Consider the following 18,627-nt stretch of genomic DNA (forward strand, 5'->3'; position numbering starts at 1 on the left):
TGCCCCAGTGCGCCATTGCGCAATTTGGATCCGCAGCCACGGCATTCTGAAAGCAAACAATCGCTTCTTCGTGGTTGTACGCGTAAGTCCATGCCAAGCCCCGGTCAAACCAAAGCTGAGCTTCTTCCGACGAGGTCGTAACCTTCCGGCTATAAGTCCCGAGGTCATAATAATCCATAGTGGTATCCCCCAGTTTAAGGGAAGAGATTACCATATTGGGCCGTTTTTCGATACTGGTGGAGCATAAAGACCTGCGCTAGGTCTTGTTTGCTGCAAAACGCTTCTCCAGTCAAAATGTTCAAATTTGCAACCTAGCTCTGTTGAGTAAAAAATTGGCGTCGCGTTACAATCCGCTACGATGAGTGACCGCCTCAGACAAGCTAAATGTATGCCGTCCATTGAAAGACTCAGATGCCCGCACCACGCAGAACTAACCCGCCATTCAATTGGCGACCTTGAATGCCGGGTTCCGGTTACTAGGCGACAGACGCGGGTGGACTTCACCCGTGCTGGGAGGTGTCCCACCAATGAGATTGCATGAACTGTGGGATTGCCTTTGTCCTGCCACTCAGTTTCTGTACAGATCCTTCAGTCAAGTCAAGCGCCATCCACGCCTCCGGTGCCGTCATCAGATCCGGGTATGGCGTCTGCTTGTCCGTCGAGGCAAAACCATATCTGGGGTAAAACGTCGGTACGCCCAACACGAACACCGCATCAGTCCTAACGGACCTGAGATGTTCAATGCTCGCTTCCATGATCTCTTTTCCAACGCCACGGCCCTGATACGCTGGTAGCACCCCGCAAGGTGCCAGCAGGTAACAGTTCGCGTCTGGGTGATCTACGAAGATGAACGGAGTAAACAGCACGTTGCCCACGATCTTCCCGTCGCGTTCGGAGTTGATAGAAATCGTGTCAGGGAGGCTGAGGAAGTCTCTGGCAAGCTGAGCGACGTCTTCTCCTTCTTCTTTTCCAAAGGCCAGTCGGTGGACTTCAATAATAGCGTCAATGCCTGCGTGGTTCATGGTTCTTTCCTATCTTTGGCTCATTTGGGCGCGCACGGATTTGATCCCCAACGCGGAGGCGCGATAGGGGTTGCCGTTTTTCGAGTGGATAAAGCGCTTTTTCAGCAAGCGTTGGAAAACACTCAGGGTGCAGTCGGACAGCACATAGCCGTCACGCGTATAACAAGTGACGTCATGGACTTTTCCGTTTTTCAGGCGTTCGAAGTGGATCGCCCCGCCAAGGGCGAGTTCGTGCAAAACACGTTGCTCGTGCTTTGAGATATTCATTGGGATGTCTCGGTTTTACGAAAGAACAACAAAAAGGACACTCAGCATCGCGCGTGAGTGTGCCCATCAGTGTTGGTGTTCCTGAATTTGGTTCGCCAGGAACGGGCGTTAGGCCCGGGTCTCTTTCATAAAATCTCCGTTTTGTGAGGCGTACCGCCTCATACGCTCGGCGCAGATACGCACCAAACAGGTCACAATGCGCCTTCGTCGCCCAGGAACTCGATACCAGCTGTCGCGCCATCACTGTAAGCAATGCAATTCCAAGGAGCACGATCCTCGCCAACGCCTACAGTAACCTGTGTTCCCGCCTCGCTAAACGCGGATGAGAGCACCACGACTTGCGAATTGTTTGTCGTATTGGCTACGTCTCGCAAACACGCCTGCTGAGCCGGCGTGAGCTCGGCGGACGCGCTTGATGTGCTCGTATCGTCGCAGGCCGCAAGCAGTGCGAAACATGTCGCGCCTGCAATCATCACCATCTTGTTAGACATTTTCTTCTCCCTCTGGTTCCCTTGAAATTAGTGAAATTGGATGGGCTTGTTTGAAGTTCTCGCGTCAGAGCAGGCTATGGAACATACTTCGACCCTGTGATTTCCCTTCCCAACAACTTGTCGCGGGGGGCTTGGCGGGCAGAGCGATATTACTTTGAATACCGAGACCGCCGACAACGTGTGAAAGCTGATTGACGACACTGGCAAAAGCTCGAGCGAATTCCGGAGGGAGGGCGAGTACACTAAGTCTAAGCATCGCGTCCTCCCAACGCTCGGTCATTGCAAACAGCCTTCCGACCGCCAGCACTCACTCCAGCGGTCGGAAGGGCCCGACAAATCGGGCGACAGCGACAACAACGGAGGTAAAATAAAGTTGCGTCAAATTCGCATGTTTGAATCTAATTTTTAATAAATCAATATTTTTTCCGCGCGTAAAGTTCTTTACGCTCTCGTGCGATAGGCTTCTGCTTTCAAACAAAAAGGTAAGAGGGAGCATCCTTAGGGGCGAGTGCGTTCTCCTGAGCGGCGAAGCGTTTGAGACCGCACAGAAAGTAAGAATGGAGTGAAATATGGGATTTGGCGAAGCAGTTACAACGTGTTTCTCGAAATACTTCCAGTTCTCCGGTCGGGCTTTACGCTCAGAATATTGGTGTTTTTTCTTGTTCGTAGTTCTCGCGAGCGCTGCTTTAGCTGTGCTGGATACGATCATATTCGGGACCAACCCCGAAACAGGGCAGGGATCTCGGGTTCTGTCCTCTGTTTTCCAACTGGCTGTTCTCATACCTATGCTGGCCGCCGGTTGGCGGAGGCTGCATGATACAGGACGACCTGGCTGGTATTTGCTGCTGCCGATGGCGCTCAGCATTACAACGCTCTTTGTTATGCTGGGTGGGGTGGCGTTCTTCTCGGTATTGGAGCAAGGGACCGAGAACCCTGACGCATTACGAGGACCCGCGGCAGTCCTGGGAGTGACCGGTATTGTTGTTGTCTCAATTCTTCAATTGGTTCTGTCCATTCTGATGATCTGGTGGTTGACGCGCCCTTCGGAAGAAGGCGCAAACGAATACGGCGAACCTGTTTCCTGAACTGGTTGTCCAGGCAACAAGCCGGCACCTCTGCTGAATGGCAGTGCGAACCGCAGCGTCATGGAGAGAGAAAATGAATTGCAAGCCGATTTCCCTTGGAATGTTACTGATGGCTATGGCGACCACAGCATCAGCGGAGTGGTCGTTCAGTTCCGGGCCTAATCCCAATGCATTTATTCAAACCGGAAACATGACGTTGGAGCTTCACTGTAACCGTATTCGCTTTGCTCCGGCTGGATACGAGGACAGCCAGGACATTGTGGAGAAGCAAGGGCTCTCCATTCGTTTTTTGAAGAACGGCGCCACCGAGGTTGGTGTATTTCAGGTTGGCGCAGAAAACGCTGCCTTGCAGATCGTCGACAATTATCCGGTCGAGGTCAGCTTCAATAGTCAGCAGGACTATGGTTTTGTACTGGACCAGCTTGCGGCCAATGCGTCGGTCAATCTGTCGATGATTGATCAAGACGTCAGCTATGGAATCTTTGACTTAAAGCATAACACTTCGCGCACCCCATAAGTTTGCGTAGTTTGCCCATAGTTTTGCGCTGTGCGATTGTCTGCCTTAGCGATGAACTCAATCAGTTTTTGGCGTAGTCGTTGCGGTTATGGCCCGTTGCGTTGCTCAATCCTGCAAGGGGCCTCCCAAGGTCCCTTGGGTTCCATGCGGCTTTTTTGCTTGGATTCTCGCGAAGGTCTGTGATGCGCAGAAACCGGACTTTGCAAACCCGCTAAACGTCGGGCTTACACGTCCTTGGACATTTGCATTCGGACTGGACCGCAAAAACGGTTACATCGAACTCAAAGCACGTAGTTTATCGCGCTTGCGATGCGTCAATACTGAACATCAAACTCATAGTTGTTTGCAAAACAGGCGCTTCAGCCTGCCGAATGCAGTATAATCTGGTTATTAGAAACTAAGATGCTTGCAGGTGGTTCACATGACCGAGAATGAAATCGCGGTTAACCCCTCCACAGTTCAAATTGGTGATCTTCGTTTCGATGTGGAGTCTCACGATCTATTGGACGCGTCTGGTAATCGGGTCAAATTAAGGAATAAGAGCTTGGAGGTTCTTGCCTGTCTTGCCAAGAGACGCGGCCAGGTCCTGACCAAGTCGGAAATTATGGAATCCGTGTGGCCGGATGTGACTGTGTCGGACGAGAGCCTGACCCAGTGTATTGCGGAAATCCGGCGCACCATTCGGGACCGAGAACAGACTCTGCTGACAACACATATTGGAAGGGGGTACTGCCTTGAAGCAGAACAACCAGCCTTGCAAAAGCGGCACTCTTGGAAACGGGTCTCAGCCTTGGGCATGGCAATTGCTGCTGTCATTGTTGTTGCAGCTTGGCTCATGTGGCCAACATCTCAGGCTGGTGGGCCTCCGAGGATCGCAGTGCTGGCATTTGATGATTTGAGTGCCAGTGAAGACAGCGGATATCTTGGCGATGGTGTTGCAGAAGGTCTCTTGACGGAGTTGTCTCGATACCGCGAGCTTGCGATCATTGCCAGGAACTCTAGTTTCAGTTTCCGTGACAGTGGGCTTAGCATTTCTGAAATTGCTGACAAGCTTCGCGCCGACTACGTGATCGAAGGCAGCAAGCAGAAGGCAGGCAACCGGATCAAGATTACAGTCCAGCTCATAAATGGGTACGATGGGACGCATGTCTGGGCGGAAGACTATGACTCAGACATTGGCGATCTGTTCGATGTGCAGAATCGGATTGTGCGCGAAGTCACCAACAAAATCGGACGCGAAGTGACTCGCAAACCCCCATTGAGGGGGGGACGCGAAGCAATCGGAGCCCTTCACAGCTACATCAAGGGCATGCAGCACTTTCAACAGGACACAATTGCCGAAACACTGGCGGCGCGTGATCTGTTCGACGAAGCCGTCAAAAATGACTCGACTGCGCCCTTTGGCTATATAGGCCTGACGTGGGTTCACTGGCGCGACCTCTGGTCAAATGAGGTTGATCCAGATTTGCCGAGGAGTGAAAAACTAGCGCAGGCCGAGGCCCTTGCCGACAAGGCTCTGGCACTCGACCCAGAATATCATTTGGCCCACGTTGCGCGGGCAGATGTGCACGTCGCCGCAGGAGAACTGGAAGAAGCCGTAATACGATATTCGGTCGCGGGTGAATTGAATCCAAACGACGTTCTGGTCATGGTCGGCGTGACGGATCCATTGGTGTTTCTAGGACGGGCCGAAGAGGCCATCGCGCTTCTTGAGAAAGCTATCGATCTCGATCCGGTTACGCCCGGTTGGTATTTCCATCAACTCGGCTGGGCGCAGTGGAGTGCCGAGCAGTGTGACGATGGTCTCGAAACGATGACGCGGATGCCCAACATACCCAACAACGCCCTCAGGGTTCTGGCAGCGCTTCAGGTTTGCAGTGGCGATATCGAAGCTGCGAAACAGACGATGCAACGGTTCAGGAAAGAAAACCCCGGACGGACAGTTGCTGAAGAGGTTGAGTTTTTTGGTGAGAGTTGGCGGGACCCGGCCATGATGGAGCGGTGGGCTGACGCTATGCGTGTGGCTGGCATGCCCCCTGGTTCTTGATTCGTTTGCCGAAACCAACCTGAAAGCGGTAAGTACACCGTTTCTCACTCAAATTTTAGACTAATTTCACCCTGATCTCACGACTCTCTTGATCGCCTAACCTATTGGTTGCGAGTGTCCGCGGCCGTGTGCGCGACCATGCTTCAATTTGTTCGCAGGTCTCGGAGGCAGGTGATTTGCGAGGTGAGATTTATGGGTAGATTTGGACAGAAAGTTCCATTTTTGGCGACTGCTTTGGTCATCTTTTCGCTTGTATCTCATGATGCCATAGGTCAGTCAAAATCGCTGTCCGATGTTGTTGAATCACTGGAGGCCTGGATTGACAGTGAAACAGATTTGCCAAGGCGTAAAAATGCGCCGACCATAAAATTTGCTGACAGCCTGTCTGCGGTAGATGCTAATGAGCCTGCAATGGCTATAGGGCGCATAACGCGTGGGTTCTATGATCCCGACTCTGCGACGATCACTTTGGTAAATCCATGGAGTGCCGAAAACCTGAGCGACCAGTCTGTTCTTCTGCATGAGTTGATACACCACCGGCAAGCAACGGCGCACTGGGCGTGCCTTGGTGCGATGGAACATCCGGCGTATACACTACAGGAAAGATGGCTGAACCAATTCAATCTAGTGCTGGATGTGAATTGGATCGCTATTGTGCTTGCGGCCAACTGTTCACCACGCGATATCCATCCCGACTGAATTCGCTGAGTAGGTCTTCTTTGGGCCAGAGATGCCAGCAAACTGACTTGTACAGCGAATTCACAAATCGTGGCTCTGAACTAGAAGTCAAGATTTCCCTTAAACCGGTGGCGGCGCATTGGGGAAACAGGTCCATCGCGTCTCAATCGTTTTGGACAAGTGGTGTCCGATCTGTGCCGACGTCGGGTTTTGGGGGCAGACGCAAACCCAAAGAAAATTGCGTCGAGCGAACCGGGTGACTGACATATGCGACGTGACATTGCAGGTTCCTTTTTTGTGAATGCGTCGAGCTTGGCTCGTCTAAGAGAACTCGGCCACGGACCTGATCCGCCTGAACCCGTAAGTCATCCGTAAGTCACTTGGGCAATCACCTATTGTCAGGCATATTGATAAGCAGCGGCACGACCATTTCGGAGACAACATGACCGCCCCTTCGTCCATTTTCGCCGACAGGCTTAGAAGCCATCGAGCTCGCAACGGTAAGGATGGTCGAATGTCACAGGAACAATTGGCTGGTTTGCTGGGATTAAGTGTAGATGCGATCAGCAAATACGAGCGTTCACTGTCTTACATCCGAGGTGACCTGGAACACCTTTTGATAGAGAAACTCGGATGGACGCGGGATGAAGTCGTGGCTTGCCGCGAGGATTGGGAAAGCCGTTCAACTGGAACATACGCCTCATACCGAGTTCTTCGCGAACATGAAGTCGCGTTGGAATACGGATCTATCGAATTTGCCGATGCCGCAGTTCAGGCCTTGGAGCTTGCAAGCGCTCATGAGTTTCCGGACGGGTTCTCCGCCTGCGATCCCATCTGGGCAGAGATTCTAAAGGATGGGGCGATGTCTGGCGTATATGTCATGGTTGGAGATGAATTGGCCGCTCATATCTCGCTTATTTTCCTGGATGAAGATTTGGAAGCCAGGTTCCGTGAGTGCCGGTTGGTTGAAGCTGAATTCAGTCTATCAGCCCTTCGACGCCCGGTTCTTCCTGGCGACTATTTCGGCTATTGCGCCGGTGTCTACATCGCGCAGGGGCACCAAAACTCTGCGCTTCATCTGCTAAATGGGTTTGTGAAAGTACTGGAAGATCTCGCACAAAGGGAGGTTTATCTAAAAGATCTAGCCGCCATCGCCGCAAGCCCAATAGGGCATCAGCTTTGCAAGGATCTGAGTTTCCAATTCATCGGCCCACACTTTAACGCCGCAGGTCTCGAATTTTGGCACCTCGCCGGAAAAAACATACCCAATTCTCTTTTCGCCCGACGCAGCCCAATGCTCAAGAAGGCATATGCTGACCGTTTCGAAAATAGTTAACTTCGGTCTGACAATTGGTCATATGCAAGTAGCGTTCTGCTCAAAGGTTCAATTGTGGGCGATTCATAGGACTGTTTTTGGGCAGCGCTACGTAGATGAAGTTAAAAGTCGAATGTCCGGTTCGGGTTGCGACCAGTTACAGATACGCGTCGCGGATATTTGAGCAAAACCCGTATCGCAAAGCGACGTGACCAATTCTGTGGCCCACGGTAGTGGCCTAATTAAGGGGCACTCCATGACACCGGCACAAAAACTACAAAACCCGACAGCTGGTATTGCGTTAGTACTGATTGGAATATTGGCGATTTCTGTCAATGATATGCTGATCAAATTCCTGTCTGGCGGTTACCCCTTGCACCAGATGGTGTTTACAAGATCGTTGATCGGGATCGGGTTCAGCTTTGCCCTGGTCCAGATGGAGGGCGGTTGGCGCATCCTGAAAACCGATCAGCCGGGACTTCACTTTCTGCGCGGCCTGCTGATTGTCGTTGCCAATCTGACGTTCTTTACAGCCCTGGCGGTAATGCCCCTGGCGGAAGCCACGGCTGTTTTCTTCGTAGCTCCCTTGATGATCACCTTGCTGAGTATCCCATTGCTTGGCGAGAAAGTTGGGCCGATGCGGATTGGTGCTGTGCTTGTGGGATTTTTGGGTGTGGTGATCATGACCCGCCCATGGGAGGCCGGCGGCGAGCGTGAAGTTGGTCTGTTGATGTATGCCTTACCGGTTCTTGCTGCTTTCACCTATGCCCTCAACAACGTGATGACCCGTTTTCTTGGCGCAAAGTCCAAAGCCTCAGCTATGGCCGTGTACATACAGGCGTGCTTTATCGTTGTCAGTCTATTGTTCTGGTCAGTCGCAGGGGATGGGCGTTTTGCGAGCGAGCTCGAGAACGAAAGCTTGGTCTTCTTACTGCGTGCCTGGGTTTGGCCCGAAGGGACTGACCGCTGGTTGTTTATTGGGCTCGGATTCAATTCTGCAATTGTCGGGTATTGCCTTGGTCAAGCTTACCGCATGGCAGACGCAGCTACAGTGGCACCGTTTGAATATGTCGGTCTTCCAATGGCTATTTTCTGGGGATGGGTCATCTGGGGTGAACTCCCAAACCTGCCTGTCGCAGTCGGTATTTCACTGATCTTGGGGTCGGGACTGTTTGTCTTTTTGCGTGAGCGTCAGAAAAAGAGGCACGTTGTAACTGAAAAAAGAGTGCACCGTCGGTATTAGGTGCCAAATCAATTCTGGCCAAAAGCCGCTCAAAAATACCCTGGGATATTGAATATCAATCGCAGTTGAGCGCTGATGAATCTTGTGGCTAATGAGATGAGAATTTTGATGCGATACACAGTCATTCTTGCTGCGCTATTTCTTACCGCTTGCGGCAATGAACCCGCCGAGCCAATAACCCGACTTTATCCCGGTGAGACCCCTGAGCTGCGCGTGATGATCAACGAAACTGCGGACGCAAACGGTGTGCCGCGGAGCCTTGTACACCGTGTGATCCAGCGAGAAAGTGACTATCGTCCCAATGCTCGAAATGGCCCCTACTACGGGCTGATGCAGATTCTGCCTGCCACAGCGCGCCAGATGGGATTTCGTGGACAGCCTTCCGACCTCTTGGACGCTCAGACCAATCTGACGTACGCTGTAAAATACCTGCGTGGCGCTTGGATGGTTTCGGATGGAAATGAGCCCGAAGCGGTCATGTGGTATGCCCGTGGGTATTATTACGAGGCGCGAAACAGATGCATGCTTGTGGCCACCGGGCTTAGGGATACTGAGGTACGAAAGTACTGCGGTTGAAGCCCTTTCCACAGGAGCTACATTGAGCTTCAAATTAACCGTAAACAAACTCCTCCAATCAGAGTGGGTTCGCACTACGGAGCCATGTATTTGCGCGTCTTGCATAGTTACCTAAACAGCGAGTAGTTGCTGCAACAGCAATACGCGGAAGAAAACAAGCGGCTTTACCGCTATCTCAAAAAATTGCAAAACCCAGTTTTGGATGTCCGCTTCGAGGCTGCGACCTGCCGCCATCGCGACTTGCAGAGAGCGACAACAGTAAGCCCACACCGGAAACGCTCGCTTAACTGCACGTGCACTCGCCGCATTCCCTTTGCCGCGAAGTAGATAGATTTGAAGCCGTCGTGCAGCGGAAATAGCGACCTCTGATGCGGTGCTCAACGCGGTTCAGGTCGCTGATGACCGGGTCGCAAACTGGCTGACCGTTCGACTCAATGCCATTTGCGGTGCTTACCATTTTGACGGCAGCTGAACCGTGAAGCGACTACACTCAAAATCTTCTGTTATTGGATAACAATCTACACAGGTCCTAAGGTTCGGGACTGGGGACTGTTTTATCGACGACTACGAGCTTTATTTCGGCTCTTAAAAATTAGAAAGGTGCATTTATGAAGCGGAGTGTCTTTGTATGGGTTGTTTTGTTGCTGGCGGGATGCGTGTCAACCGCGGCTCCTCCATCGGCGCCTATCCCAAATCCCGGTCGCACGACTGCATCGGTCAGTTCACAGCAGGCGCAAGTGAGATTTCGGCAGGTAGCCTCTCGAATAGAGCCCGTTGCAGAGCGAGAATGTCGCCGCCAAACTCGGGGAGTGAATTGCGATTTTTTGATCCGCATTGATCCAAACGAAAAAGCACCCTCAAACGCCTATCAGAGTTTAAGCAAGTCGGGACGTCCCGTTATCACAATGACTCAAGCGCTGACACGGGATGTGAACAATACCGATGAACTTGCATTTGTTATGGCGCATGAAGCCGCGCACCACATTCAAGGGCATTTGGCGCGACGCGCCCAAAATGCGGCGGCTGGTGCAATAATTTTTGCAGGTCTGGCGACCGTGGCGGGGACCGGGCCGAATGACATTGCCGCAGCACAAGATCTTGGAGCCTTTGTTGGTGGGCGCAGCTATTCAAAGAACTTTGAATTGGAAGCAGATCGACTAGGCACCGTTATAGCCTACAAAGCTGGCTATGATCCCCTCAAAGGTGCGCTGTACTTTGCACGAGTCCCTGATCCTGGTGATCGTTTTCTAGGGACACATCCTCCCAACGCTCAAAGGTATTACGCGGTGCAAGATACTATGGCCCAGATCGGACGATGACCAATTTGAGTCTGTGTTTGGTAATTCCTATCTCGGTTTTGCAAAGCTGAGTGATAAAGGTCCGCTAAGGGCTGCGACCTGCCGCCAACGCGACTTGCAGAGAGCGACAACAGTAAATCCATACCGGAAACGCTCGTTGAACTGCACCTGCACTCACAGCATTCCTATTGCCGCGAAGTAGAGAGATTTGAAGCCATTGTGCAGCGGAAATAGCGACCTCTGATGCGGTGTTCAACGCGGTTCAGGTCGTTGATGACCGGGTCGCAAACTGGCGGGCCGTTCGGCTCCATGCCATTTGTGGTGCTTACCTTTTGGCGGCAGCTGAGTCGTGAAGCGACTACACTCAATATCTTCTGTTATTAGTTACGATGAGCCAGAAACCATCTCTTATCAAATCAACCTAAACTGTCCCATCGGTGCTGATGTCAGACACCTCGCACCCATGGTTCTGCCTTACCTTTGGTTCATTTGGGCGCGCACGGATTTGATCCCCAACGCGGAGGCGCGATAGGGGTTGCCGTTTTTGGATTGGATAAAGCGCTTTTTTAGCAAGCGTTGGAAAACACTCAGGGTGCAGTCGGACAGCACATAGCCGTCACGCGTATAACAAGTGACGTCATGGACTTTTCCGTTTTCCAGTCGTTCGAAGTGGATCGCCCCGCCAAGGGCGAGTTCGTGCAAAACACGTTGCTCGTGCTTTGAGATATTCATTGGGATGTCTCGGTTTTACGAAAGAACAACAAAAAGAACACTCAGCACCGCGCGTGAGTGTGCTCATCAGTGTTGGTGTTCCTGAATTTAGGTCGCCAGGAACGGGCGTTAGGCCCGGGTCTCTTTCATAAAATCTCCGTTGTGTGAGGCGTACCGCCTCATACGTTTGGCGCAGATAGTCCTTCAGGCAAGACGGGTCAATATCTCTTAAGGTCCAGATGTCTCATTTTGAGTGGTGGTGCGCGTCACTTGCGTTCGCACCAGCATCCAATCGATACCTCGTAAGACGTCGTCGGTTGTGAGCGGGCGATAATCCTGATCGGCAGCGTCGGTGCTGCCATTGCATACCAGAAAGGGCCTCCAGCGACGTTTGAAACATTTGACTAAAGTTACTTGGCCTTCAATCTCGCACTTATTCCACTACGCGTATTGGGGCCACTCCTCCAAACGGAGCGCCGAAGCGTTGTTTTCCACCCGCTTTAAAAAGTCTGTTCAACCACGCCGATCTGCCTGATCACATCAAGACGGGACATGCATTGCCCATTGACACCTCAACTAACTGTACTTCGAGACAATCTCTTCCGGCTTCGATCGATTGTGCGTTCTTCATGATCCTCCGTTTCCTAAACGTAACGGTGGACCAGTTCGGTATGGGAAAAGCTCGAAGGACCAAAGATCGTGCTGTTCGGCAAGATAATTCTGCCGTTTCCGGCAATATCAGAACAATCTTCCGATCTGGATGGTGGTAAATCCGCCACAAACCCCATATGAACAACGTCACGAGTTCATCAGGCAGAAAACAGACCCGTGTTCGACCTTCCCGCGCAGCGCGCGCATCTCTCCGAAAAATATGATTTGGCCCCATCGCCCGAGCTTGCGGCAAGCATGAGCGATATCTATGACCGCATGTCCCGCGTGGTCTCGCCCGTCGATTGGGCAATCTATGCGCCCTATGTGAAGGCGATTAACGATCTGAAGGCCGAGCGGAACGCCGTCATTCTGGGCCATAACTATATGACGCCCGAGATCTACCACGGCATTTCCGACTTCGGCGGCGACAGTCTTCAACTGGCGATCAAGGCGACCGAGGTCGAGGCAGATGTGATCGTGCAATGCGGCGTGCATTTCATGGCTGAGACGTCCAAGATTCTCAGCCCCCAGAAAACGGTTCTGATGCCGGATATGGAGGCAGGGTGCTCACTGGCTGAATCGATCACCGCTGAAGGCATCGAAGAAATGCGTCGCCGTTACCCCGGCGCGCCGGTCGTGTCCTATGTGAACACCACGGCCGAGGTCAAAGCGGCCTCGGACATCTGTTGTACCTCGTCCAACGCAGCCCAGATCGTGGCCGCGCAAGACAGCGATACGGTCATCATGACCCCGGATCAGTATCTGGCGCAGAACGTTGCCCGCGACGTACCGCAGAAGAACGTGGTTTGGTGGGAAGGCTCGTGTATCGTGCACGAACAGTACAGCGCCAAGGATCTGCGAGACTTCCGCGAATGGAACCCGGGTACCCGGCTGATCGCTCACCCCGAATGCCCGCCGGATGTAGTGGCCGAGGCTGATTTCTCGGGTTCGACCAGCGGCATCATCAAATATGTCACCGATGAAAAGCCGGAAAAGGCGCTGCTGATCACTGAATGCTCGATGGCGTCGAACATTGCTGACGAACTGCCCGAAGTCGATTTCGTCGGTCCCTGCAACATGTGCCCCTACATGAAGAAGATCACATTGGAAAAGGTGCTGTTCGCGCTGGATACCATGACCGGGCAGATTGAGGTTGATGCGGACGTGGCCGACAAGGCGCGCCTGTCAGTGCAGCGCATGATCGACCTTTCCCGCAAACTGGGTATTTGATCGGCGACATGCAAACCGTTGAGACGCCGCGCGTGGTCATCATCGGAGCCGGGCTTGCGGCGGTATATACCGCGCTGAAGCTGGCCCCTTGTCCGGTCGTGATGATCTCGCCCGAACCGTTGGGGTCTGGCGCAAGCTCGGCCTGGGCGCAGGGCGGTGTTGCTGCGGCGATGGCCCGGACGGACAGCCCCGAAGCCCATGCCGAGGACACTATGCGCGCGGGCGCCGGGTCGGTCCTGCGCGAGGTGGCCGAGTTCGTCACACAGGCCGCGCCCGAGCATATCCACGACTTGTCCGACCTTGGCACCGGGTTTGATCGCACCGCCGATGGTGGCTTTGTGCAGTCCCGCGAGGCCGCGCATTCAGCAGCGCGGGTGGTGCGGGTCAAGGGCGATCAGGCCGGGTCCGAGATCATGCGGGCTTTGATCGAGGAATTGCGCCAGACGCCCAGAGTTCAAGTGATCGAAGGCGCGCAGGCCGTCGGGTTGGAAAGCGACGGCAAGCAGGTTACCGGCGTTTACCTGACCCATGCGGACACGGCCACTGCGCCAACCGTTCTGCTGCGCGGTGCGGCGCATGTTTTGGCCACTGGCGGGTCATCTGGCCTCTATGCCCAGACCACCAATCCGGCGCGTATCCGCGGGCAGGGGATCGGGATGGCGGCCCGCGCCGGGGCGCGGATTGCTGATGCCGAGTTTGTCCAGTTTCACCCCACCGCAATCGATGTGGGCGAAGACCCGACGCCTCTGGCGACCGAGGCGCTGCGCGGCGAAGGGGCTATTCTGATAGACTGTGACGGCCATCGGTTCATGCCTGATATCCACCCCGATGCCGAACTGGCACCGCGCGACACGGTTGCGCGCGCCGTCTACCAGCAGGCGCAGGCGGGCAAGAGACCCGCTCTGGACACGCGCCAAGCCATCGGGGACGACATCGCCACGCAATTCCCCGCCGTGACCGAGGCTTGCCTGCGCAATGGGGTCGATCCCGTTCGTGACGCCATTCCAGTGACCGCCTCGGCGCATTACCACATGGGTGGGGTTGAAACCGATCTGGCCGGGCGCAGCCCGTTGACCGGGCTTTGGGTCTGCGGTGAGGCGGCCTCGACCGGGTTGCACGGGGCGAACCGTCTGGCCTCGAACGGCTTGCTCGAGGCGTTGGTTTTTGCCCGCTCCTGCGCGCGCGACATCGCAGATGCGGTGACCCCGCAGGGCGCGCCCGAGGTTGATATTCGCCTGACCTCTGGGGACGACACCGCGTTGGATCAGGATGTGACCACCCTGCGCCGGGCCATGACCGAAAATGTCGGCGTGGTTCGCGACGAGACCGGCCTGCGACGCGCCCTGACGCAGATCGCAGCGCTTGAGGCCAGGCACGCAGGGTCCGAAGTGTTCCTCAACATGACCGCTACGGCCACCCTGATCACCGCCGCCGCTTTGCTGCGCGAGGAAAGCCGTGGCGCGCATTACCGATCCGATTTCCCTGATCTTATTCCCGGCCCCGGCCAACGCTCGGCCCTGACACTGACCGAGGCACTGGCTCTGCGGGACCGCATTGCAAAGGACGCAGCATGACCTATCCGGCTTTGCCCGACATGATCCTGGAACCCATGGTGCGCGCGGCGCTGATGGAAGATCTGGGCGCCAATGGCGATATCACCACCCTGACCGTAATCCCGGCGGATGCCACTTATAGTGCCCGGCTGAACGCGCGCGAGGATGCGGTGGTATCAGGGATGCAGATTGCCGCGCTGGCGTTCCGTCTGGTTGATCCGTCGCTGCAGGTCACTACCCACATCGTGGACGGCCAGCGCTGCGCCAAAGGCGACACGCTGATCGAGATCAAGGGCAGCGCGGCCTCGATCCTGTCGGGCGAACGGGTCGCGCTGAACTTTGCCGGGCGCATGACCGGTGTCGCGACCGCAACGGCGGCGCTTGTTGCCGAGACCAAAGGCACCAAGGCGCGCATCACCTGCACCCGCAAGACCACGCCCGGCCTGCGCATTGTTGAAAAACAGGCGGTGCTGCATGGCGGCGGGTTCAATCACCGCTTTTCATTGTCGGACGCTATTCTGATCAAGGACAACCACATCGCCGCTGCCGGTGGCGTGGGGGCGGTGCTCAAGGCCACCAAGGCCCGCGCCTCGCACATGATGAAGGTCGAGATTGAGGTAGATACGCTGGACCAGCTGGCCGAAGTGCTTGAGGTCGGCGGCGCCGATGTGGTGCTGTTGGACAATATGCCACCCGAGACCCTGAAACAGGCGGTCGCGCTGGTAGATGGACGGATCGTGACCGAGGCGTCAGGCAATATCAGCCGCGAGACTGTGGCGGTGGTGGCGGCGACCGGGGTCGACTATATCTCGTCCGGCGCGCTGACTCATTCCTATCGTACCATTGATATCGGGCTGGACTTCTGACTCTGCGCCGCTCCACGGGGATATCAGTCAACTCCGCAAAGTCACGAAACATTGATCCCGTAGGCCTTGGCAAGGGGGTGCTCCTCACACAAGTGGGGCAAAGGGGGATCGGTTCTGAGCTTTTCAGTGCCAAGGCAGCCCCGGCATGGAAAGGGGCACCTCATGGAAAAACCTGTTATCGGCTTCATCGGCGTCGGCCTGATGGGACATGGCATGGCGAAGAACATCCTTCAGCATGGCTTTTCTCTTGTCGTCATGGGGCACCGCAATCGCCAACCGGTTGATGATCTGGTGCAACGTGGTGCGACCGAGGTGACCTCGGCGAAACAGATGGCCGAACAATGTGACATTATCCATTTGTGTGTTTCTGGCAGTCCACAGGTCGAACAGTTGGTCCGTGGCGATAATGGGATACTGGCATCGGGCAAAACCGGGTTGATCGTTGTGGATTGTTCAACCTCCGACCCGGTTTCAACCCTGCAACTGGCGACCGAGCTTCGGGCTGCTGGTATGGATCTGGCCGATGCGCCTCTTGGCCGTACCCCAAAAGAAGCCGAGGCCGGCACACTGGACACCATGGTCGGCGCCGCGCCGGAAACCTTTGAACGTATCAAGCCTGTGCTCGACTGCTGGGCCGGTCTGGTCGTGCATATGGGTGATGTTGGGTTGGGCCATAAAATGAAGCTGATCAACAACTTCATCTCGCTGGGATACGCGGCGCTGTATTCCGAGGCACTGGCCGTGGCCCGCAAATCCGGACTGAGCGCAGAGCAAGTGGATTCGGTGATCCGCCCGGGCCGTTTGTCGAACGGGTTTTACGAGACCTTCATGAAGTGGACGCTGGAGCGGGACGAGAACGCGCACAAATTCACCATCACCAATGCACATAAGGACATGCGGTATCTGGCGAACCTTGCCAATAGTTTGGGTGCCGTGACCCCGGTACAGGCTGCGTTGAGAAACGGATTTGCGGCAATGGAGGCCTCGGGGCGCGGGGACAGCTACCTTCCGATGCTGGCCGATTTCACCGCTGCGGTGAACGGATTGGCTGAAGAAGAAGAGCCGACCTAGGCCTGCGTCACCAACACAAGTGGTGTGCCTGCACAATTCATGACACACCCTAAGCCTGTAAGCTGATCAGGTCAGGGTGCAGGCATGAAAGACGTCCCCGAAGTGGTCGAGGGTTTTCCAAGGCGGTCTCTAGCCGTGGCCTTTGCAATCGGCATCGCGCTTGTGATCATCCTGTCGGTGTTTCTGTATATGTCGCGTGAAACCGGTAACCGCATAGGTGAGATGCGGCAGGCCTGGCACAGCTATTCGGTGGAAACCACGCCGCGCGGCTACTGGATTTCCGATATCCGCGAGGATTTCGGCTATGGCGGTCTGATCCATAACTTCAAGAACTACGTGCTGCGTCAGGACCCGGACTACGGACCGATCCTGCGGCAGCAATCGGCCCGTCTGTTGGGCACGATTCAAGCCTATCGAAACTCGGATCCGTCGCAAGTGGAACTGGACGCCTTGCGGCAGATCGAAGACGTGGCCCTGGAATATACCGGCAACATCCCCCTGATCGAGGAAGGTATCGCCGCAGGCCAGACCGCCGAACAGATCGATACGCGTGTTCGCGTTGATGACAGCGGCGCGTTGGCGGCTTTGGCGACGTTGGAGACCCTGTGGGTCGAAGAGCGGGACCGCAGCCTTTCGGGCATGGTGCGGGCGTTTTCAGATGGCGAACGGCTGGTTCGCAACTTCTCGGTCTTGCTGGTCGGGCTGATCGTGCTTGTCGGGGTGATCGCCATTCTGACCACCTTGCTGATCACCAACATCCTGCGCACCAACAGGCGGCTGAAGGCGGAACTGGCCCTGCGCGAGCAGGTCGAACTGGCCGAACGAAAACTGGCCCGCGCGGTGGAACAAAGCCCGACCTCGATCCTGATCACCGACACCGATCTGAATATCGAATACGCCAATCGCAAGTTCTTTGACCTCAGCGGATACACGGCGGACGAGGTCTATGGCCATACGCCGAAAATGCTGCAATCGGGCTATTCCGGGCAGGGGATCTACAAGGACTTGATGGGCCGGCTAAAACAGGGCCAAAGCTGGTACGGCGTGTTCCGGAACCTGCGCAAGGACGGCACCCATTACTGGGTCTCTACGGCGATATTCCCGCTGGTGGATCAGAACGGCTCTGTCACTCATTATATCGGCATCGGTGAAGACATCACCGAGACCCGCCGCACCCGCGAACAGTTCGCCCAGGTGCAGAAGATGGAGGCCGTCAGCATTCTTGCGGGCTCGGTCGCGCATGACTTCAACAACGTGTTGATGAGTGTCATCGGCAATGCCGATCTGATCGAACTGGACGCCGACGGGAACGAGGACGTTCAGACCTCGGTCAGTCATATCCGCATCGCGGCCCGACGGGCGCAGACGCTGGTGCGCAAGATGCTGACCTTTGCCCGTCAGCGTCCCCGCAACCCGCAGCGCGGTGATTTGGTCAAAGCCACGCAAGAGGCGCTGGAACTGATCAAGGTTTCGGCCCCGCCCAGCATTGAAACTCGTTTTGACGTTGAGATCGAAGCCGCCTTTTCCGATTTCGACACCACCCTGTTTTTCCAGACCCTTTTGAACCTGTGCCACAACGCGTTCGAGGCGATGGGCGACAACCCCGGCGAAGTGGTTCTGCGGATCAGCCGGGCCGAGGACGACGCGCTGGAGGATCTGCCGGACGAGGCGATCGGCGTGATCCGTCTGGACGTCTCAGACACCGGACCAGGGATGAGCGACGAGGTACAGCAAAAGGTGTTCGAGCCGTTCTTCTCGACAAAACCGGTGGGTAAGGGCACCGGTCTGGGGCTGACCATCGTGCATAACAGTGTCGAGGAATCACATGGTCGGGTCGAACTGCACTCGGAACCCGGCAAGGGCACTCGGTTCAGCTTGTTTTACCCGATGATGCCCGCGCTCAGCCCCGAGCAGCATGTCTAGCCCCCTTGTTCTGGGCCATCTCGGACTAGAGTTTCGGGGACTGGTGGGCGCATGTTGAGGGCCTGATGCGGTCGGGTGTGGTT

18 protein-coding genes are annotated in these 18,627 nt (G+C 55.2%); 13 read left to right on the forward strand and 5 right to left on the reverse strand.

Annotated elements, in window-relative coordinates; genetic code table 11:
- The 4 genes from ACR0ER_RS24735 to ACR0ER_RS24750 form a co-directional block, all read right to left on the reverse strand.
- Positions 1–178, reverse strand: a 178-nt coding sequence (locus ACR0ER_RS24735) for a tetratricopeptide repeat protein (protein WP_480771155.1), incomplete at its 3' end; no start/stop codon positions are given.
- 322 nt (positions 179–500) lie between these two features.
- A complete protein-coding gene (locus ACR0ER_RS24740; RefSeq protein WP_480771140.1) occupies positions 501–1,022 on the reverse strand; it encodes a GNAT family N-acetyltransferase in 522 nt (173 codons plus the stop codon).
- Between the two features lie 9 nt (positions 1,023–1,031).
- Positions 1,032–1,289: a YjhX family toxin gene (locus ACR0ER_RS24745; RefSeq protein ID WP_170387522.1), complete on the reverse strand. Its 258-nt coding sequence runs from the start codon at positions 1,287–1,289 to the stop codon at positions 1,032–1,034.
- A 191-nt stretch (positions 1,290–1,480) separates the two neighbouring features.
- A complete protein-coding gene (locus ACR0ER_RS24750; protein ID WP_170337109.1) occupies positions 1,481–1,780 on the reverse strand; it encodes a hypothetical protein in 300 nt (99 codons plus the stop codon).
- Positions 1,781–2,349: 569 nt separating this feature from the next.
- Between ACR0ER_RS24750 and ACR0ER_RS24755 the strand changes: the two genes are divergently transcribed.
- From ACR0ER_RS24755 to ACR0ER_RS24790, 8 genes are all read left to right on the forward strand, one after another.
- Positions 2,350–2,865 carry a DUF805 domain-containing protein gene (locus ACR0ER_RS24755; protein WP_480771141.1) on the forward strand — a complete coding sequence of 172 codons (516 nt, stop codon included), beginning with the start codon at positions 2,350–2,352 and terminating at the stop codon, positions 2,863–2,865.
- Positions 2,866–2,938: 73 nt separating this feature from the next.
- The gene (locus ACR0ER_RS24760) at positions 2,939–3,382 is read left to right on the forward strand and encodes a hypothetical protein (RefSeq protein ID WP_480771142.1); all 444 of its coding nucleotides are present in this window, start codon (positions 2,939–2,941) and stop codon (positions 3,380–3,382) included.
- A gap of 421 nt (positions 3,383–3,803) precedes the next feature.
- Positions 3,804–5,429, forward strand: coding sequence for a winged helix-turn-helix domain-containing tetratricopeptide repeat protein (locus ACR0ER_RS24765; protein ID WP_480771143.1), 1,626 nt, complete (start codon positions 3,804–3,806; stop codon positions 5,427–5,429).
- A 192-nt stretch (positions 5,430–5,621) separates the two neighbouring features.
- The gene (locus ACR0ER_RS24770) at positions 5,622–6,128 is read left to right on the forward strand and encodes a DUF6647 family protein (protein WP_480771144.1); all 507 of its coding nucleotides are present in this window, start codon (positions 5,622–5,624) and stop codon (positions 6,126–6,128) included.
- Positions 6,129–6,621: 493 nt separating this feature from the next.
- A complete protein-coding gene (locus ACR0ER_RS24775; RefSeq protein ID WP_480771145.1) occupies positions 6,622–7,443 on the forward strand; it encodes a helix-turn-helix domain-containing protein in 822 nt (273 codons plus the stop codon).
- A gap of 235 nt (positions 7,444–7,678) precedes the next feature.
- Positions 7,679–8,665 carry a DMT family transporter gene (locus ACR0ER_RS24780; protein WP_480771146.1) on the forward strand — a complete coding sequence of 329 codons (987 nt, stop codon included), beginning with the start codon at positions 7,679–7,681 and terminating at the stop codon, positions 8,663–8,665.
- A gap of 108 nt (positions 8,666–8,773) precedes the next feature.
- On the forward strand, positions 8,774–9,241 hold the full coding sequence (locus ACR0ER_RS24785; protein WP_480771147.1) for a transglycosylase SLT domain-containing protein: 468 nt from the start codon (positions 8,774–8,776) through the stop codon (positions 9,239–9,241).
- Positions 9,242–10,065: 824 nt separating this feature from the next.
- A complete protein-coding gene (locus ACR0ER_RS24790; RefSeq protein WP_480771148.1) occupies positions 10,066–10,560 on the forward strand; it encodes a M48 family metalloprotease in 495 nt (164 codons plus the stop codon).
- Between the two features lie 453 nt (positions 10,561–11,013).
- On the opposite strand, the gene ACR0ER_RS24795 is transcribed toward ACR0ER_RS24790, so the two are convergent.
- Positions 11,014–11,271: a YjhX family toxin gene (locus ACR0ER_RS24795; protein WP_480771149.1), complete on the reverse strand. Its 258-nt coding sequence runs from the start codon at positions 11,269–11,271 to the stop codon at positions 11,014–11,016.
- Positions 11,272–12,078: 807 nt separating this feature from the next.
- Between ACR0ER_RS24795 and nadA the strand changes: the two genes are divergently transcribed.
- The 5 genes from nadA to ACR0ER_RS24820 all read left to right on the forward strand — a co-directional run bounded on the left by nadA (position 12,079) and on the right by ACR0ER_RS24820 (position 18,544).
- Positions 12,079–13,131 (forward strand): quinolinate synthase NadA, encoded by a 1,053-nt coding sequence (gene nadA / locus ACR0ER_RS24800; RefSeq protein ID WP_480771150.1) that lies wholly within the window; start codon positions 12,079–12,081, stop codon positions 13,129–13,131.
- An 8-nt stretch (positions 13,132–13,139) separates the two neighbouring features.
- Positions 13,140–14,705 carry an L-aspartate oxidase gene (locus ACR0ER_RS24805; protein ID WP_480771151.1) on the forward strand — a complete coding sequence of 522 codons (1,566 nt, stop codon included), beginning with the start codon at positions 13,140–13,142 and terminating at the stop codon, positions 14,703–14,705.
- Positions 14,702–15,550, forward strand: a complete 849-nt coding sequence (gene nadC, locus ACR0ER_RS24810) for a carboxylating nicotinate-nucleotide diphosphorylase (RefSeq protein ID WP_480771152.1) — start codon at positions 14,702–14,704, stop codon at positions 15,548–15,550. The genes ACR0ER_RS24805 and nadC overlap by 4 nt, the downstream gene beginning before the upstream one ends.
- A gap of 126 nt (positions 15,551–15,676) precedes the next feature.
- Entirely contained in the window at positions 15,677–16,621 is a 945-nt protein-coding gene (locus ACR0ER_RS24815; protein WP_480771153.1) for an NAD(P)-dependent oxidoreductase, read from the forward strand.
- A gap of 84 nt (positions 16,622–16,705) precedes the next feature.
- Positions 16,706–18,544 carry a two-component system sensor histidine kinase NtrB gene (locus tag ACR0ER_RS24820; protein WP_480771154.1) on the forward strand — a complete coding sequence of 613 codons (1,839 nt, stop codon included), beginning with the start codon at positions 16,706–16,708 and terminating at the stop codon, positions 18,542–18,544.
- Positions 18,545–18,627 lie beyond the last annotated feature (83 nt).

The sequence above is a fragment of the Ruegeria sp. CH8 genome (assembly GCF_056536985.1).

Bases quoted from the DNA above. Each gene is read 5' to 3' on its own strand.
- ACR0ER_RS24740 (WP_480771140.1), bottom strand. From the start codon at position 1,022: ATGAACCACGCAGGCATTGACGCTATTATTGAAGTCCACCGACTGGCC.
- ACR0ER_RS24745 (WP_170387522.1), bottom strand. From the start codon at position 1,289: ATGAATATCTCAAAGCACGAGCAACGTGTTTTGCACGAACTCGCCCTT.
- ACR0ER_RS24750 (WP_170337109.1), bottom strand. From the start codon at position 1,780: ATGTCTAACAAGATGGTGATGATTGCAGGCGCGACATGTTTCGCACTG.
- ACR0ER_RS24755 (WP_480771141.1), top strand. From the start codon at position 2,350: ATGGGATTTGGCGAAGCAGTTACAACGTGTTTCTCGAAATACTTCCAG.
- ACR0ER_RS24760 (WP_480771142.1), top strand. From the start codon at position 2,939: ATGAATTGCAAGCCGATTTCCCTTGGAATGTTACTGATGGCTATGGCG.
- ACR0ER_RS24765 (WP_480771143.1), top strand. From the start codon at position 3,804: ATGACCGAGAATGAAATCGCGGTTAACCCCTCCACAGTTCAAATTGGT.
- ACR0ER_RS24770 (WP_480771144.1), top strand. From the start codon at position 5,622: ATGGGTAGATTTGGACAGAAAGTTCCATTTTTGGCGACTGCTTTGGTC.
- ACR0ER_RS24775 (WP_480771145.1), top strand. From the start codon at position 6,622: ATGTCACAGGAACAATTGGCTGGTTTGCTGGGATTAAGTGTAGATGCG.
- ACR0ER_RS24780 (WP_480771146.1), top strand. From the start codon at position 7,679: ATGACACCGGCACAAAAACTACAAAACCCGACAGCTGGTATTGCGTTA.
- ACR0ER_RS24785 (WP_480771147.1), top strand. From the start codon at position 8,774: ATGCGATACACAGTCATTCTTGCTGCGCTATTTCTTACCGCTTGCGGC.
- ACR0ER_RS24795 (WP_480771149.1), bottom strand. From the start codon at position 11,271: ATGAATATCTCAAAGCACGAGCAACGTGTTTTGCACGAACTCGCCCTT.
- ACR0ER_RS24805 (WP_480771151.1), top strand. From the start codon at position 13,140: ATGCAAACCGTTGAGACGCCGCGCGTGGTCATCATCGGAGCCGGGCTT.
- nadC (WP_480771152.1), top strand. From the start codon at position 14,702: ATGACCTATCCGGCTTTGCCCGACATGATCCTGGAACCCATGGTGCGC.
- ACR0ER_RS24820 (WP_480771154.1), top strand. From the start codon at position 16,706: ATGAAAGACGTCCCCGAAGTGGTCGAGGGTTTTCCAAGGCGGTCTCTA.